Raw genomic sequence first — 16,286 nt, 5'->3', positions numbered from 1 at the left:
TCATTCCTTAAATCGATTCCGATTTAAGGAATGATGCAGCCGTGTTGGCATCAAGTTGGCAATGCCAAATACTTCCTGTGGAACAGTCGCTTTTCAAAGCAGCAAGCCCTCGCTTTATCCGAGCGGGGCCATCATCCTGTCTGCGATTCGGTTGTGAACACGTGTCTCTCCATAGGTGATCGGCTTTCGAGAGAAAGACCGGATGTTGTGCACAGCCATTCAGCGAAAATTGCTTTCGAGAGTGACAAGATTGGCCTTTCGGCCTCACATGTTTGGAAAAACCAATGGCCGTCAATAATGCATCCGCTATGAATCCAATGCAGCCTCTTGCCGTTATGGTTGAGCACGCACGCATGCGGCGATTGTCGGTGCAAGACCTGTTCAGTTTTGCAGAAAACCGTAGCGCGAGCGGCCAGCGGCAGGAGGCAATAGAGCTTTATAAAGCGTGGATTGCGTTTAACGAAGTGCATCCTTTTTTGCATCTGGTCTATTTCAATTACGCTGTCACACTGCGTCAAGCTGGCGATATCACCGGCTCAATCAACGCGCTGACCGCTTGCTTGAAGATTGATCCGAAATTTGGTCAGGCCCATATCAACCTGGGTCGGGCGTTTGAAGACAGTGGTCTTGCAGCGCTTGCAATCGAGCAGTGGCGCAAGCTTTTGGATGTGACGGCAGAAAGCACGGCCGAAAAAGTCTTGCATCGGCTCATGGCGCTCCAGCATATTGGCCGGGTTATGGAAAATGCCAATCTGCTGGAAGATGCTGAAACGGCGCTGTGGCAAGCGATGGAACTGCGCCCAGATAAAAGCGAGTCGGCTCAGCACTGGACAGCCATCCGCCAACGGGCCTGCAAGTGGCCAATCTTGACCCCATCGGAGCATGTTTCTCTTCGCCATCTGATCGACGGCCTTTCACCTTTGTCTTTGGCCTGCTTTGCCGATGATCCGATTTTTCAACTGGCGAAAGCCTATCGCTATAATAAGTCTCTGGCTGGACGCCCCGATACGCAAGGGTTTCCACGGAAAGCGGTGGCGCGCAAACTGGGTACAGGCCAGCGTCTTCGTGTGGGCTATGTCTCATCGGATCTTCGCGATCACGCCGTTGGCTTTGCGCTGCGTGACGTGTTGGAATTGCATGATAAAACGAGCGTCGAGATCTTCGCTTATTATTGTGGCGATCCCGTCACCAACGATGCAACGCAAAACCGGATGAAAGCCGCCATTGATTGCTGGCGCGATATTGCCGCACTGAGTGATGAAGATGCTGCACGGCAAATTGCCGCTGATGACATTGATATTTTGATCGATGTAAACGGCTATACCAAACATGCTCGCACGCGCATTTTTGCCTATCGTCCCGCCCCTGTGATTGTCAATTTCTGCGGCTATCCCGGCACAATGGGCAGCCCTTTCCATCAGTATATGATTGCGGATGAGCATATTGTTCCGGCTGCAAGCGAAATTTATTATACTGAAAAAGTGCTGCGGATTGCGTGCAACCAACCGATTGACCGTAAGCGAGAAATTGCCAAAACACCCTATCGCGCAGAAGCCGGTCTGCCGGAGGGTGCGTTTGTTTTTGCCTGTTTCAACGGCATGCAAAAAATCACCGAGGCCACTTTTGCCCACTGGATGAAAATTCTTAAAGCAACGCCGGGCAGCGTGTTCTGGCTGCTGGGCGCAAGTGATGATGTTGATCAGCGCTTACGCACATTGGCAGAAGCCGCGGGCGTTATGCCCGATCGCCTTATCTTTGCGCCGAAGGCACCCAATGCGCAGCATCTAGCCCGCATTGCTCTTGCCGATCTGTTCCTTGATACCTTCCCTTATGGTGCGCATTCGACCGCAGGCGATGCGCTGACCATGGGCTTGCCGGTTCTGACCGTTCCGGGAAAAAGCTTTGCTTCGCGGTTTTGCGCCAGCATCGTTCATGCGGCCGGTGTTCCAGAATTGATCTGCAAGGATCCTGATCATTATGTTGAGCAGGCCATTGCTTTTGCCAATGCCCCCAAGACCTTGCTGAAGATCAGAAAGGCGCTGCAAGACCAGCGCGAAACTTCTGTTCTGCGCGACATTCCGGGCCTTGCCCGCCGTCTGGAAGCCTTGTTTTGGCAAATGCAGGATGAGGCGGAGCGGGGCGAAACACCGGTTCCAGATTTGCGCAACCTCGACCTTTATTACGAGTTGGGAGCAGAGCTGGTGCAGAGCAATATTGTCTATTGCGATGAGGACACCTATCGCCAGCGCTATCTGGAAAAGCTGGCGCGCTATCATGACTATGCACCCATCCCTTATGATAACCGTCTCTGGACCGAGGAAACTGCGGGAACACGCGGATGATCACCGCAGGTGAGGGCAAAAAAATTGCGATTGTCGGGGCCGGACTTTCCGGCGGCGTCATCGGTCGTGAACTGGCTGAGGCTGGCCATCATGTCGAGATTTTTGATCGCAGGCCGCATATTGCCGGCAATTGTCACACTGAGCGAGATGAGCAAACGGGGGTGATGGTTCATATCTATGGACCACATATTTTCCACACAGATGATGCGGAGGTCTGGAACTACGTCAACCGTTTCCAGACATTCATGCCCTATAAAAACCGCGTCAAAACCACGAGCAATGGGCAGGTCTATTCGCTTCCCATCAACCTGCACACCATCAATCAGTTTTTTGGCAAGAGCTTTCGGCCCGATGAGGCGCGCGTGTTTCTTGAGACGCTCGCAGATACAAGCATAGAGCAGCCGGAAACGTTTGAGGAGCAGGCGCTGCGCTTCGTCGGCAAGGACCTGTATGAGGCCTTTTTCAAGGGCTACACCCAGAAACAGTGGGGTTGCTCACCCACCGAGTTGCCAGCCTCGATTTTGAAGCGGCTTCCCGTGCGCTTCAACTATGATGACAATTATTTCTTCCATCACTATCAGGGCATGCCGGAAAACGGCTATACGGATATGATCGGGCATATTCTTGATCATCCGAATATCACGCTGCATCTGGAAACGGCGTTTCGTCGGACGCAAACCGATGGCTTTGCTCATGTGTTTTATTCCGGGCCGCTCGACGGTTATTATGACTACCAATTTGGCCGTCTTGGCTATCGCACACTGGATTTTGAACGCTTTACCTATGATGGCGACTATCAGGGCTGTGCGGTGATGAATTATGGTGACGAGTCCGTGCCTTTTACGAGGATCACTGAACACAAGCATTTTTCTCCCTGGGAGAACCATCAAGGCTCGGTCTGCTACCGCGAATTTTCCAGGGAATGTGGGCCGCAGGATACGCCCTATTACCCCATTCGACTGGTTGAGGAAAAAGAGCTGCTGTCGCACTATGTGGCGCTTGCCGAGCAGGAGGCTCATGTGACCTTCGTTGGGCGGCTGGGTACCTATCGCTATCTTGATATGGATGTGACAATCCGCGAGGCGCTTGATACGGCAAGGCTTTATTTGTTCGCAGAAAAAGCAGATGCGGCAATGCCGTCATTTCTGCATGCACCAGTGTAACTCTGCCTTTCAAGGGGCATCCGTGATAAAGCGATGGGCGTTGTCTTTGACGCTATTGCGCAGAAAATCCATGACCGAGCGGATGCGTGGCACTTGCAGCATATCGCGGTGGCAGACGATCCAGTAATCGCGTTTAAGCACGGTGTTGGGCAGCACGGGGCGAAGCTCGGGATATTGATGGGCGATAAACAGAGGCAGCACACACAGACCAAGGCCATTGCGGGTGGCGGTCAACTGCGAAAAGATACTTGAACTTTGAAAGCCGGGTCGAATTTTAGGGTGAATATCGCCCAGATAATCCAGCCCCGGTGCAAAGATCATATCCTGAATATAACCAATGAAAGCGTGAGAGAGCAGATCATCCGGTGTTTGCGGCGCGCCATTGCGGGCTAGATAGTCTTTTGAAGCGTAGATTTGCAGTTGATAAAACGTCAGGTGCTCAAAATGATAGGGGCCTGCTTTGGGCGGATCCAACACCACGGCAAGGTCCGCCTCTTTGCGTGATAGAGACATGATTTGCTGAATGGTCACCAGTTCCAGCGTGATAGACGGATGACAATGGGACAGTTCTGCCAGGCGTGGCGCGAAAAAGAAATTGGAAAAACCCTCGGGCGCTGACATGCGCACAACGCCACGCTGCACGAGATCGCCGCCGGACAGTTCTTCTTGCAGGCGCGCCGCCTCCTGCTCGACTTTTTCGGCCGTTTCGACAAAGCGATGGCCAATCGGCGTCAGCACATAGCCTCTCGGGTTGCGCTCAAACAGTTTCACTTTCAAGGAAAATTCCAGCCGGTCGATCCGGCGCGAAACTGTGGCATGGCTGGTGCGCAAATTGCGTGCCGCAGACGACAGTTGACCCGAACGGGCGACTGCCAAAAAAAACTGGAGATCATCCCAGGTAAACTGCATCTTTGCCACGATCTCTTCCCATCTGTTCAAAAATGAACATGTGCTGTTTGGAATTAATCCGCAAGTCGTGTTGCGTCAATCGCCAATATAGCCGACTATCGCGCATGTTCGGCTGTTTTGAGGAGAGCGGCTGGCCAATTTTGAACAGGTCTATCTCTGTTTAAACATCTCTGGGAGGGGAATTTCATGCGAAATATGCTTTTGGCATCGGTTGCAATTTTTGTTGCAAGCGCATCATTTGCTTTGGCGGCGTCAGCGGGTGGCGTCTCCGACGGCAAGGTCAAAATCGGTATTCTGAACGATCAATCGGGCGTTTATGCTGATTTTGGCGGTAAGTCTTCTGTCGAGGCTGCCAAGATGGCGGTGGAAGATTTCGGCGGCAAGGTTTTGGGCGCGCCAATCGAAATCGTCGATGCCGACCATCAGAACAAGCCCGATATTGCCTCTAACATTGCCCGCCAATGGTTTGATCGCGATCAGGTGGATGCGATTATGGAGCTGACGACCTCTTCCGTTGCGTTGGCTGTGCAGGCTATCGCCAAAGAGAAGAAAAAGATCGACATCGTGACGGGCGCTGCCACCACCGAGCTGACGGGCAAGCAATGCAGCCCCTACGGCTTCCATTGGGCCTATGACACCCACGCTCTTGCGGTTGGCACCGGCGGCGCACTGGTGAAGCAGGGCGGCGACAGCTGGTTTTTCCTGACCGCCGATTATGCGTTTGGTTACTCGCTTGAGCAGCAAACCAGCGAATTCGTCAAAGCCAATGGCGGTAAGGTTTTGGGCTCGGTGCGCCATCCGCTGTCCACCAGCGATTACTCGTCCTTCCTGTTGCAGGCCCAGTCTTCTGGTGCAAAGGTGATTGGCTTGGCCAATGCCGGGGCGGATACGCAAAATGCCATCAAGCAGGCCGCAGAATTTGGCATTACCCAAGGCGGTCAGCGTCTTGCAGCACTGCTGTTCACGCTGGCGGAAGTGCACGGTCTCGGTCTTGAAGCGGCACAAGGCTTGACGCTGACCGAAGGCTTTTACTGGAACCGCGATGATGAAAGCCGCAAATTTGGTGAGCGGTTCATGAAACGCACCGGCAAGATGCCCAATATGATTCATGCGGGCACCTATTCGGCGGTCATGCAATATCTCAAAGCGGTGCAGAAGGCTGGCACAGATGATACCGACGCCGTTGCCAAGGAATTGCATGAAATGCCGGTTGATGATGTGTTTGGTCGTGGTGGTACCGTGGGTGCCAATGGCCGGATGATCCATGACATGTATCTGCTGGAGGTGAAGAAGCCTTCCGAGAGCAAGATGCCATGGGATTATTATAACGTATTGGCCACCATTCCCGGCAAAGAAGCCTACATTGATCCGGCCAAGAGCGGCTGCGACCTCGTCAAGTAAACAGACTGGACATGATGATGAACGCATCCGTTGAACAGATGGAGCGCTCAGAGCCACGGGTGGTGTTATCCGCCCGTGGCCTGCGCCGGGATTTTGGCGGCTTCACCGCCGTGCGTGATGTTGATCTTGATGTGCGGGATCGGCGGGTCCATGCGCTGATTGGGCCAAATGGTGCCGGGAAAACCACGGTTTTCAATCTTTTGACCAAGTTTTTACAGCCAACCGCTGGCACCATCACTCTGCTGGGCGAAGACATTACGCGGACCGTGCCGGACAAGGTGGCGCGCAAAGGTCTGGTGCGGTCTTTCCAGATTTCGGCGGTGTTTCCGCAATTGAGTGTGCTGGACAATGTTCGGGTTGCCTTGCAGCGCAAGAGCAATCTGGCCCATCAATTCTGGCGGCCTTTGTCAGCGCTTGATCAATTGAACAGCCATGCTGAAAATCTGATCGCCACTGTCGGTCTCAGCCAAGAGCGCGATGTGCTGGCGGCTGATCTGTCCTACGGTCGCAAGCGGGTATTGGAGATGGCAACCACGCTGGCGCTTGATCCGAAGGTTCTGCTGTTGGATGAGCCTTTGGCGGGCATGGGGCAGGAAGACATCGGCACAATTGCCAACCTGATCCGCGAGGTTGCAGCGACGCGCGCCGTGTTGATGGTGGAGCATAATCTCTCCGTCGTTGCCGATCTTTGCCACCATGTGACGGTGCTTCAGCGTGGCGAAATTCTAGCTGAGGGCAATTACGACACTGTCAGCCGCGATCCGCGCGTCAGAACCGCCTATATGGGCACGGAGGAAGACTGAAATGGCGGCGCTTTTGGAAATTAACGATCTTCATGCCTGGTATGGCGAAAGCCATGTGCTGCATGGTGTTAACATGACCATTGGCGAAGGCGAAATGGTGACGATTCTGGGCAGAAACGGCGTGGGCAAAACCACCACTTTGCGCACCATCACCGGAATTTTGCGCAAGCGCCGTGGTGAAATCCGCCTCAACGGGCAGGATATGATGCAGGTTCCGCTGCACCGCACGGCCCATCATGGCTTGGGCTATGTGCCCGAAGAACGTGGCATTTTTGCCTCTCTGAACGTTGTCGAAAACCTGATGTTGCCGCCAGCCGTGGGTGAAGGGGGCATGTCGCTGGATGAGATTTTTGAGCTTTTCCCAAACCTGCATGAGCGGCGCAACAGCCCCGGCACACGGCTTTCCGGCGGTGAGCAGCAAATGCTGGCCATGGCCCGCATTCTGCGCACGGGCGTCAAGCTGTTGTTGCTGGATGAACCCACCGAGGGGCTGGCCCCGGTGATTGTGCAACGCATTGGCGATGTTTTGAAAAAACTGAAAGAGCGCGGCATGACGGTGTTGCTGGTCGAGCAGAATTTCCGCTTCGCCGCCCGTGTTGCCGACCGCTTTTATCTGATGGATCACGGCATGGTGGTGTCGGAATTTCCGGTGGGCGAATTGCCCGAGCGTATGGATACGCTGCACACGGTTCTGGGGGTTTAAGCCATGACAATGATATTCGGCATTCCCCTTCAGGCCCTGCTTGGTCAATTGCTGGTGGGGCTGATCAACGGCTCATTCTATGCGCTCCTTTCGCTTGGCCTTGCGATCATTTTCGGTCTGTTGCGCATCATCAATTTCGCCCACGGGGCGCAATATATGCTCGGTGCTTTCACCGCTTATCTGCTGCTGCAATTTGCCGGAATCGGCTATTGGCCAGCGCTGATCCTTGCACCCTTGATTGTCGGTCTGGGTGGCGCTGTGGTGGAAAGGCTGTTTTTGCGCAGGCTCTATGATCTTGATCCGCTTTACGGGCTGTTGTTCACCTTCGGCCTGGCGCTGACATTGGAAGGCACGTTTCGCTATCTCTATGGTGCATCCGGCCAGCCCTATGCCACACCGTCGGCACTGACCGGCGGCACCAATCTCGGCTTTATGTTTCTGCCCATCTATCGCGGCTGGGTGGTGATTGCCTCCTTGGCTGTGTGCCTTGCCACATGGTTCCTGATTGAGCGCACCAAGCTTGGCTCTTACCTGCGCGCTGCTACGGAAAACGCCACGCTGGTGCAGGTGTTTGGCGTCAATGTGCCGGTGTTGCTCACCTTTACTTATGGCTTGAGCGTTGCCCTTGCGGCCTTTGCCGGGGTGCTGGCAGCGCCAATCTATCAGGTATCGCCTTTGATGGGTTCCAACACCATTATCGTTGTTTTCGCCGTTGTGGTGGTGGGTGGCATGGGCTCGATCATGGGGGCGATTCTGACCGGTTATATGCTGGGCATTGCCGAAGGCCTGACCAAGGTTTTCTACCCGGAAGCCTCCAGCATCGTCATTTTCGTCATCATGGCGATTGTTTTGCTCATCAGGCCTGCTGGCCTTTTTGGACGGGAGGGCTGATATGTCTTCAAACTCATCGACACCTGCTGCGTCTCGCTCTTCCATCAAGCTTGGGCTGGGTGTTTTGGCTCTGGCCTTTTTGCTGGCAGCGCCCTTTTTCATCTATCCGATTTTTCTGATGAAGCTGTTGTGCTTTGCCCTGTTTGCCTGCGCCTTCAATGTGCTGTTGGGCTATACCGGCCTTCTGTCATTCGGCCACGCGACCTTCTTTGGGGCGGCTGCTTATTTCACCGCCTATGTGGTGAAGGAATGGGGCTTTCCGCCAGAACTGGGCATCCTGACCGGCGTGGTTGGTGCGGCCTGTCTGGGGCTGGTCATGGGCCTGTTGGCCATTCGCCGTCAGGGTATTTACTTTGCCATGATCACGCTGGCCCTGTCGCAAATGTTCTTCTTCTTCTGCCTTCAGGCCGAATTTACCCAAGGCGAAGACGGCATCCAGTCGGTGCCGCGCGGACATCTTCTGGGCATGATTGATCTCAATCAGCCGCTGGCGATGTATTACACGGTTGCGGGTATCTTTCTGCTGGGATTGCTGTTCATCTGGCGGTTTGTGCATTCTCCCTTCGGCATGATTTTGAAATCCATCCGCGAAAATGAAACCCGGGCGCTGTCTTTGGGTTATGCGGTGGCCCGCTACAAGCTGGGGGCCTTCGTGTTTTCGGCAGCCCTTGCCGGATTGGCGGGAGGCATGAAGGCGCTGGTTTTCCAATTTGCGACATTGACGGATGTGTCCTGGCAGATGTCGGGTGAAGTTATCCTGATGACGCTGCTGGGCGGTATTGGCACCATGTTGGGCCCGGTATTTGGCGCGGGGGTCATTGTTGCATTGGGCAATTACCTCGCCACAACCGGCTTTCCTGTCACCATCATCACCGGCGTTGTCTTCATGGTCTGCGTGTTGGTGTTTCGGCGCGGCATTGTTGGCGAAATCAATGCATCATGGATCGGTCGCAAGCTGGGTTTGAGCCAACATCATTGATGCAGACTGGGTGAGGGAACGCGCCTCAACCCTGCGCAATGCATTGTTGCGGAGTAGAAAATGGACATGTTTGATTATATTATTGTCGGCGCGGGATCGGCAGGATGCGTCTTGGCCAATCGGCTGGCGGCAGACAAAAACACCCGTGTTTTGCTGCTGGAGGCGGGTGGCAACGATAATTACCACTGGATTCATATTCCGGTCGGCTATCTTTATTGCATCAATAATCCGCGCACCGACTGGTGTTTCTCAACCGAGAAAGAAGAGGGCCTGAACGGTCGCGCCCTCAATTATCCCCGTGGCAAGGTCTTGGGAGGCTGCTCCTCCATCAACGGCATGATCTATATGCGCGGGCAGGCACGCGATTATGACCAATGGCGGCAGATGGGCTGTGAGGGCTGGGGCTGGGATGATGTCTTGCCATTGTTCAAGCAATCCGAGGATTTTTACAAGGGCGCCGATGCGCTGCACGGAAGTGGTGGCGAATGGCGGGTGGAGCGAGCGCCGGTGCGCTGGGCGGTGCTGGAAGCCTTTCAGCAAGCGGCGAAAGAGGCGGGCATTCCTGAAACAGCGGATTTCAACCGCGGCAGCAATGAAGGCAGCGGCTATTTTGATGTCAATCAGCGCTCTGGTATTCGCTGGAACACGTCTAAAGCCTTTCTTCGTCCGGCCATTGCCCGTGGCAACCTGACGGTTTTGACCAAGGCGCATACCAAACGGCTGATCCTTGAAGGTGATAGCGTGCGCGGTGTCGAGGTCCATCATGATGGCATCACCAAGCCGTTTTTCGCCTCAAAAGAGACCGTTCTCTCTGCAGGCTCGATTGGCTCGCCGCACCTGCTGGAGCTTTCGGGTATCGGCAATCCAGAGGTTTTGCGAAAAGCCGGCATTGATGTTGTCCATGCCGCTCCCTCTGTTGGTGAGAATTTGCAAGACCATTTGCAGCTCCGGGTGGTTTTCAAAGTCACCGGTGTGCCAACCTTGAACGAAAAAGCTTCCAGCCTGTTTGGCAAAATGGCGATTGGTATGGAATATGCGCTGCGCCGTTCTGGTCCCATGGCCATGGCACCAAGCCAGCTCGGTATTTTCACCCGTTCCGGGCCGCACATCGAGACGCCGGATCTGCAATTTCACGTTCAGCCAGTGTCACTGGATAAGTTTGGCGATCCGGTGCATCGTTTTCCGGCCATCACCGCCAGCGTGTGCAATCTTCGACCGGAAAGTCGGGGATCGGTGCATGTGCGCTCTCCCGATTTTGCCCTGCAACCAGCCATCGCCCCCCATTACCTGACCAGCGAGCGGGATAAGCAGGTGGCGGTGCAGTCCATTCGCATTGCCCGTAACATTGCCAAGCAACCGTCGTTTGCCCGCTATGCGCCGCAGGAATATAAGCCGGGAAGCCAGTTTGAAACCGATGATGATCTGGCCAAGGTAGCGGGCGATATTGGCACCACGATTTTTCATCCGGTGGGCACCTGCCGCATGGGGTCCGATCCAGACAGTGTTGTCGATCCGCGCCTGCGGTTTCGCGGCCTGAAACGGCTGCGCGTGGCAGATGCCTCGATCATGCCCACCATCACCTCTGGCAACACCAATTCACCGACGATCATGATCGCCGAAAAGGCGGCACAGATGATCCTCGCAGACAATCGATAAAAAGGAATGTGAGCAATGGCAAGGATTGCATTTATTGGCCTTGGCAATATGGGATTGCCCATGGCGGCCAATTTGGCAAAAGATGGTCATCAGGTTTTTGGCTGTGATGTGTCGGAAGCCGCCTTGGAGGCGGCGAGCAAGCTTGGGATTGCGCCTGCAAAGGCCATTGAAGAGGCCGTTGCCAGCGCTGAGGTGGTCATCACCATGTTGCCAGCGGGTGCGCATGTTATCTCCGTTTGGCGCACCATTGCGGATCACGCCGCCAAAGGTGCCCTGCTGATTGATTGCTCGACCATTGATGTCGACAGTGCGCGCAAGGCCCATACGATGGCCGAAGCGGCATCATTTCTGTCGCTTGATGCGCCGGTCTCAGGCGGCACGGGTGGTGCCAGCGCAGGCACGCTCACCTTTATGGCGGGTGGCACGGTTGAGGCCTTTGCGCGGGCCAAGCCTTTGCTGGAGGTCATGGGGGCTAAGATTGTGCATTGCGGAGAGGCAGGTGCGGGGCAGGCAGCCAAAATCTGCAACAACATGATTCTCGGCATCTCAATGCTCGGCGTGTGCGAAGCCTTTGCGCTTGGCGAACGGCTTGGTCTTTCGCATGAAGCCCTGTTTGAGGTTGCCTCCACATCATCGGGCCAGTGCTGGTCTCTGACCAGCTATTGCCCGGTGCCGGGGCCAGTGCCAAATTCGCCAGCAAACCGCGATTATGCTCCGGGTTTTGCCGCACAATTGATGCTGAAAGATTTGAAACTGGCGCAAGATGCCGCGCTTTCAACGGGTGCATCAACGCCCATGGGCGCGCAAGCACAGCAGATCTATAGCTTGTTTGAAAAGCAGGGTCACGGCGGGCGCGATTTTTCCGCCATTATCGAGCTTTTGCGCGATCATCAGGTCTAACCAACCAGCCTTGTTGCAAAATTCGGGGGGATGGGTTGAGCTTATCGGCCTCAACGGCTATTGGCTCAACCACCCATCAACAACAAGGTTTATTCAGGCATGGCTCCAGCGTTTCTCGTCACCCATTCCGGTGGCTTTCATGCCGATGAATTGCTGTCCAGCGTCATCCTGACCCGGCTTTTTCCAAATGCGAAGATTGTTCGAAGCCGGTCGCCGGAGTGGATCACGCCCGCTGAAGACCGGATTATCTATGATGTCGGTGGTCTTTATGATGCGGGTCGGCGGATTTTCGACCACCACCAGCGCGGAGCACCCCTGCGTGATGATGGCCAGCCCTTCAGTTCGTTCGGCCTGATCTGGAAACATTATGGCCGCGATTATCTCGCAGCATCCAACCTTCCTGAAGCGCATATCGAGGCGGTTCACACCTCGTTTGATGGCAGTTTTGTGCTGCCGGTGGATCTGGTGGACAATGGTGCACTTAGCCCGGCAACGGCTGGGCAATTGGCGGGACTGACCCTGCCTGCGCTTTTGGAAACCTTGAAGCCTGTTTTTGATGAAACAGACCCGGATGCCGAAGACCGCAGCTTTCATGAGGCTTTGGCCATTGCACGCAGCTTTGTGGAAGCCAGAATATCCAAAAGTGCTGCGAAATTGCGCGCCGAAACGATGGTCGAGCAGGCCATTGAGCGGGCAGGCCAAGGGCGCATTCTGGAATTGCCGATGGGCATGCCATTTCGTCCCGCTGTTGTGAAGGCCGGTGCCGATCACCTGCTGTTTGTGGTGCATCCACGCGGCAATGACTGGACCTTGACTGGCATTCGCCGTGCCGATGAAGGCTTTGATCTGCGCGCCGATTTGCCTGCAAGCTGGGCTGGCTTGACCAATGCTGATCTTGAGGCCGCCTGCGGTGTTAAAGGCGCAACCTTCTGCCACAACGGTCGCTTCATTGCGGCGGCCAAAACCCGTGAAGCCGCTCTTGCCATGGCGCAATTGGCGGTCAATGAGGCGCTGGCTTTGGGCTTGCCTGCTTAAACTTACGGGCAGGGGCGCAGCACAGCGCTTTGCCCCGCCTGCTTTCCCAGCTCAATGCAGGTGTCAGCGTAGCAAAGATGCCACCCGCCTCCAGTTGCGCCGGAGGCGGCAAGAGAAAGCTGCTTGATGGGCGCAAGCTTTGGTGTCCATGTCCACCAACCATCTTTGAGATGAGCGCCGTCTCCAGGCTCCATGCCTGCCCCTGAGCCTTTGACGCTGGCTTGCGTGAGTTGCAAGCCAGCCGATCCGATGTGCCATTGCTCACGCCAATCGATTTTCTCAACCGAATGGGTCCATTGCAGGGTAAAGACCGTGGTTGCGATCACCATGGTCTTTGCGCCAACAGCAATGCACAGGCTCACACGCTGACCTCAGCTTTTGTGCGCCGCCACAGCCAGAGAGCAAAGACGGCGGAGAGCGCAAAGCCCGCTTCATCGGTCATCGGCAAGGCCGCCACCAGCAGGAAAGCGGCAATCATTGCAAAAATCCGCTCAAGCGGCTTGAGCATCACCGCACAATAGCCGGTGACAGCCGCTCCCCAAAGGCCAATAGCAATGACAGCCTTGGTGACGATGTAGAGCACAGCCGGAATATAGCCGATTTCCAAAGCCAGCGGTCCACCATCCTGAAGCATCAATGCGGGCGAATAGACGGCCATAAATGGCACAACGAAACCCGCCGCTGCCACCTTGATGGCCTCGAGCGAAATGCGCAAACCACTTTCCTTGGCAATAGGTGCCGCGGCAAAGCAGGCGAGTGCGACCGGCGGTGTCAGATCGGCGAGAATGCCAAAGTAAAACACGAACATATGGCTGACGATCAGCGGAATGCCCAGCGCCAGCAGGGCGGGGCCTGCAATGGATGAGGTAATGATATAGTTGGGAATGGTGGGAATGCCCATGCCCAGAATGATGCAGGTGATCATTGTCAGCACCAGCGACAAAAACAGGCTGGTTTTGCCCACAGAAACCACGAATTCGCCAAAGGTTGTGGCGACACCCGTGAGGGTCATTGTGCCCACAATGATGCCGACAATGGCGCAGGCAATGCCAACCGGCAGGGCCGTTTTTGCGCCTTCGGCCAAGCTGTCAACGCAATCGACCAATGTTTGGCGACCGCCCTTGCTGATCGCGTTCCACGCCACCAAAACCACCAGCGCTGCCAGCACAATGTTGAAACCAAATTTCAGAAAAGCGGCCCCGATCACGCCCAGTGCAATCCAGAAAATCAAGCGGATGGCACCGGCGGGCAAGCCCAACGCGATGCTGCCGCCAAGGATGAGCATCGTTGTCAACCCAAGGCCGACCGTGCCTGCAAACAGCGGCGTATAGCCAGAAAACAGCAGCCAGACGAGCGCTGCCAGCGGCAGAATCAGATACCAATGTTGCCGCAATGCCCTTGTCGCCGATGGCAATTCGGAGACTGGAAGACCAACCAAGCCCCGTCGACCAGCCTCCAGATGCACCATCCAGAAGGCCGACATGAAATAGAGGATGGCCGGAATGAGCGCTGCCTTCACCACTTCGGAATATTCAACGCCAAGGGTTTCGGCCATGATGAAAGCCACCGCCCCCATCACCGGCGGCATGATCTGGCCGCCCATCGAGGCGGTTGCCTCTACGCCACCGGCGAAGGCGGCGCGATAACCGAATTTCTTCATCAGCGGAATGGTGAACTGGCCGGTGGTGACAACATTTGCCACACCTGAGCCCGAAATCGTGCCCATCAAGCCCGAGGAGATTACCGCGACTTTCGCCGCACCTCCACGCTTGTGGCCCACGAGTCCGAGTGCCACGTCGGTGAACAGTTGGATCATGCCTGCTTTTTCAAGGAACGACCCAAACAGGATGAAGAGGAAAATATAGGAGGATGACACGTAAATCGGCGTGCCATAAATGCCTTCCGTGCCATAGGCCATGTGGTCGATGACTTGTGAAAGGTCATAGCCGCGATGGTCCAGTGGGGCGGGCAGATATTGTCCCAGAAGGCAATAGGCTAGAAAGATGCCGCTGATGATCGGCAGGGCTGGTCCCATGCTGACCCAGCAAGCCAGAAAAATGACGCCAAGGCTGAGAATGCCCATAGTCATATCCATCGGAAGAGGATCACCCGCGCGGATCAAGAGATCGGAATATTCAATGGTTTGATAGGCTGCCACTGCGACGCCACAGGCGGCCAGCGCCCATGCGATACCTTTGAACCATAAGTGTCTGTGGGATGCGGCAGCCACCAGCGGAAAGGTCAGCAGCAGCAAAAAGCCGACATGGATAGCGCGCACGATTTGGCTCGGAAAATCAATCAGATGAGCGGCTGTGGCAATTTGAAAAACTGAAAAGGCCACCGCGATCAAAAACAGCGTTCGCCCTTCGAATGAGGTTGGAAATGCCTCGCCAAACCTGTTGTGAAATTCGGCTGTTTCAGCCTGTGTTGCTGTGGTGTTCGAATGCACGCTGCTTGTCCCCCTCGCAGGCATTAAAGTGTCGCCGATTGTAAAACCGGCGACGAAGAGGCCTTACAACAGGCCTTTTTCCTTATAGTAGCGTGCGGCACCCGGATGCAGCGGAATTGGCATGCCCTTGATGGCATTTTCCAGGGTGATTGCCGAGGCCGCGTTGTGGGCGGCCTTCATGGTGTCTAGGTGTTCAAACAGCAGCTTGGTCATCTGATAGGCGGTTTCATCGGAAACCCCTTCGCGTGTGACCAGAAAGTTCACAACGGCAACCGTTGGCACATCCTCGGTTTGCCGTTCATAGGTATTGGCTGGAATAACCGTGGCGAGGTAAGGTGGCCCCAATTTATCGGCCACATCTTTGGGCACAGAAACCACATTGATCGCAACCGAGGTTGCCAGATCTTTCAACGATGCAACGCCAAGGCCCGCCGACTGCAAGGTTGCATCAAGCTGACGATTTTTGATTAACTCGACAGATTCGGCAAACGGCAGATATTCGGTTTTTGCGAGATCCTTGTAAGACATGCCATCAGCGGCCAAAATGGCGCGCGCATTCAACTCTGTACCCGATTTTGCCGCACCCACGGAGATGCTTTTGCCCTTGAAATCGGCCAGCGTCTTGATGCCGGAATCTTTTGAGGCGACAATCTGGATATAGTTTGGATAAATCGCTGCAATGCCGCGCAGCTTGTTGAGCGGTGCCTTGAAGCCAGCCTCTGCATTGCCTTCCGCCGCCATTTTCACGCTATCGCCAAGTGCAAATCCAATCTCGCCCTTGCCCTGCTGCAAAAGATTGAGATTTTCAACCGAGGCCTTGGTGGCCTGCACCTGCGTGCGTGCTCCCGAAATGCCATCGCCATAAATTTTGGCCAGCGCCACACCCAGCGGATAATAGACCCCCGATGTACCGCCGGTCAGAACATTGATGAACTCACTGGCTTTGGCTGGCCCGGTTGCGGCAAAGCCGCTCAGCACAAAGGCCCCTGCGGCCACGCAATTTGCAATAGCTCGTTTCACGATTGTCCTCCCCTTCAATCATTTCACTCTGTGAT

General features: G+C 55.2%; 14 protein-coding genes. 10 read left to right on the top strand and 4 right to left on the bottom strand.

The window, feature by feature from the left end:
• The first annotated feature begins 284 nt into the window (after positions 1-284).
• Together E6C51_RS18225 and glf are read left to right on the top strand one after the other, a co-directional pair.
• Entirely contained in the window at positions 285-2,342 is a 2,058-nt protein-coding gene (locus tag E6C51_RS18225) for an O-linked N-acetylglucosamine transferase, SPINDLY family protein (RefSeq protein WP_190237049.1), read from the top strand.
• Entirely contained in the window at positions 2,339-3,505 is a 1,167-nt protein-coding gene (gene glf, locus E6C51_RS18220; RefSeq protein ID WP_190237048.1) for a UDP-galactopyranose mutase, read from the top strand. The genes E6C51_RS18225 and glf overlap by 4 nt, the downstream gene beginning before the upstream one ends.
• Positions 3,506-3,514: 9 nt before the next feature.
• On the opposite strand, the gene E6C51_RS18215 is transcribed toward glf, so the two are convergent.
• Positions 3,515-4,414, bottom strand: coding sequence for a LysR family transcriptional regulator (locus tag E6C51_RS18215; protein WP_190237065.1), 900 nt, complete (start codon positions 4,412-4,414; stop codon positions 3,515-3,517).
• 186 nt (positions 4,415-4,600) lie between these two features.
• Here E6C51_RS18215 and E6C51_RS18210 point away from each other — a divergent pair, with 186 nt between their 5' ends.
• The 8 genes from E6C51_RS18210 (at position 4,601) to E6C51_RS18175 (ending at position 12,782) form a co-directional block, all read left to right on the top strand.
• Complete coding sequence (locus E6C51_RS18210; protein ID WP_190237047.1) at positions 4,601-5,815, top strand: ABC transporter substrate-binding protein; 1,215 nt, start codon at positions 4,601-4,603, stop codon at positions 5,813-5,815.
• Between the two features lie 17 nt (positions 5,816-5,832).
• Entirely contained in the window at positions 5,833-6,618 is a 786-nt protein-coding gene (locus tag E6C51_RS18205) for an ABC transporter ATP-binding protein (protein WP_190237046.1), read from the top strand.
• Between the two features lies 1 nt (position 6,619).
• The gene (locus E6C51_RS18200) at positions 6,620-7,321 is read left to right on the top strand and encodes an ABC transporter ATP-binding protein (protein WP_146937436.1); all 702 of its coding nucleotides are present in this window, start codon (positions 6,620-6,622) and stop codon (positions 7,319-7,321) included.
• A gap of 3 nt (positions 7,322-7,324) precedes the next feature.
• Positions 7,325-8,212, top strand: coding sequence for a branched-chain amino acid ABC transporter permease (locus tag E6C51_RS18195; RefSeq protein WP_190237045.1), 888 nt, complete (start codon positions 7,325-7,327; stop codon positions 8,210-8,212).
• Between the two features lies 1 nt (position 8,213).
• Positions 8,214-9,191 (top strand): branched-chain amino acid ABC transporter permease, encoded by a 978-nt coding sequence (locus tag E6C51_RS18190; protein ID WP_146937440.1) that lies wholly within the window; start codon positions 8,214-8,216, stop codon positions 9,189-9,191.
• 60 nt (positions 9,192-9,251) lie between these two features.
• On the top strand, positions 9,252-10,847 hold the full coding sequence (locus tag E6C51_RS18185; protein WP_190237044.1) for a GMC family oxidoreductase: 1,596 nt from the start codon (positions 9,252-9,254) through the stop codon (positions 10,845-10,847).
• A gap of 15 nt (positions 10,848-10,862) precedes the next feature.
• The gene (gene mmsB / locus E6C51_RS18180) at positions 10,863-11,747 is read left to right on the top strand and encodes a 3-hydroxyisobutyrate dehydrogenase (protein WP_190237043.1); all 885 of its coding nucleotides are present in this window, start codon (positions 10,863-10,865) and stop codon (positions 11,745-11,747) included.
• A 99-nt stretch (positions 11,748-11,846) separates the two neighbouring features.
• A complete protein-coding gene (locus tag E6C51_RS18175) occupies positions 11,847-12,782 on the top strand; it encodes an MYG1 family protein (protein WP_190237042.1) in 936 nt (311 codons plus the stop codon).
• Positions 12,783-12,784: 2 nt separating this feature from the next.
• On the opposite strand, the gene E6C51_RS18170 is transcribed toward E6C51_RS18175, so the two are convergent.
• The 3 genes from E6C51_RS18170 to E6C51_RS18160 all read right to left on the bottom strand — a co-directional run bounded on the left by E6C51_RS18170 (position 12,785) and on the right by E6C51_RS18160 (position 16,251).
• Positions 12,785-13,144, bottom strand: a complete 360-nt coding sequence (locus tag E6C51_RS18170; RefSeq protein ID WP_190237041.1) for a DUF1850 domain-containing protein — start codon at positions 13,142-13,144, stop codon at positions 12,785-12,787.
• Positions 13,141-15,231 carry a TRAP transporter permease gene (locus tag E6C51_RS18165; RefSeq protein WP_407920830.1) on the bottom strand — a complete coding sequence of 697 codons (2,091 nt, stop codon included), beginning with the start codon at positions 15,229-15,231 and terminating at the stop codon, positions 13,141-13,143. Before E6C51_RS18165 ends, E6C51_RS18170 begins: the two co-directional genes overlap by 4 nt.
• 63 nt (positions 15,232-15,294) lie before the next feature.
• Positions 15,295-16,251 carry a TAXI family TRAP transporter solute-binding subunit gene (locus E6C51_RS18160; protein WP_190237039.1) on the bottom strand — a complete coding sequence of 319 codons (957 nt, stop codon included), beginning with the start codon at positions 16,249-16,251 and terminating at the stop codon, positions 15,295-15,297.
• Between the last annotated feature and the right edge of the window lie 35 nt (positions 16,252-16,286).

It is taken from the genome of Gillisella terrae, from assembly GCF_004801395.1.
Lineage (GTDB): Bacteria > Pseudomonadota > Alphaproteobacteria > Rhizobiales > Rhizobiaceae > Allorhizobium > Allorhizobium terrae.
The sequence above is the reverse complement of the archived record's forward strand: the minus strand, read 5'-3'. Positions and strand labels throughout refer to the sequence as shown.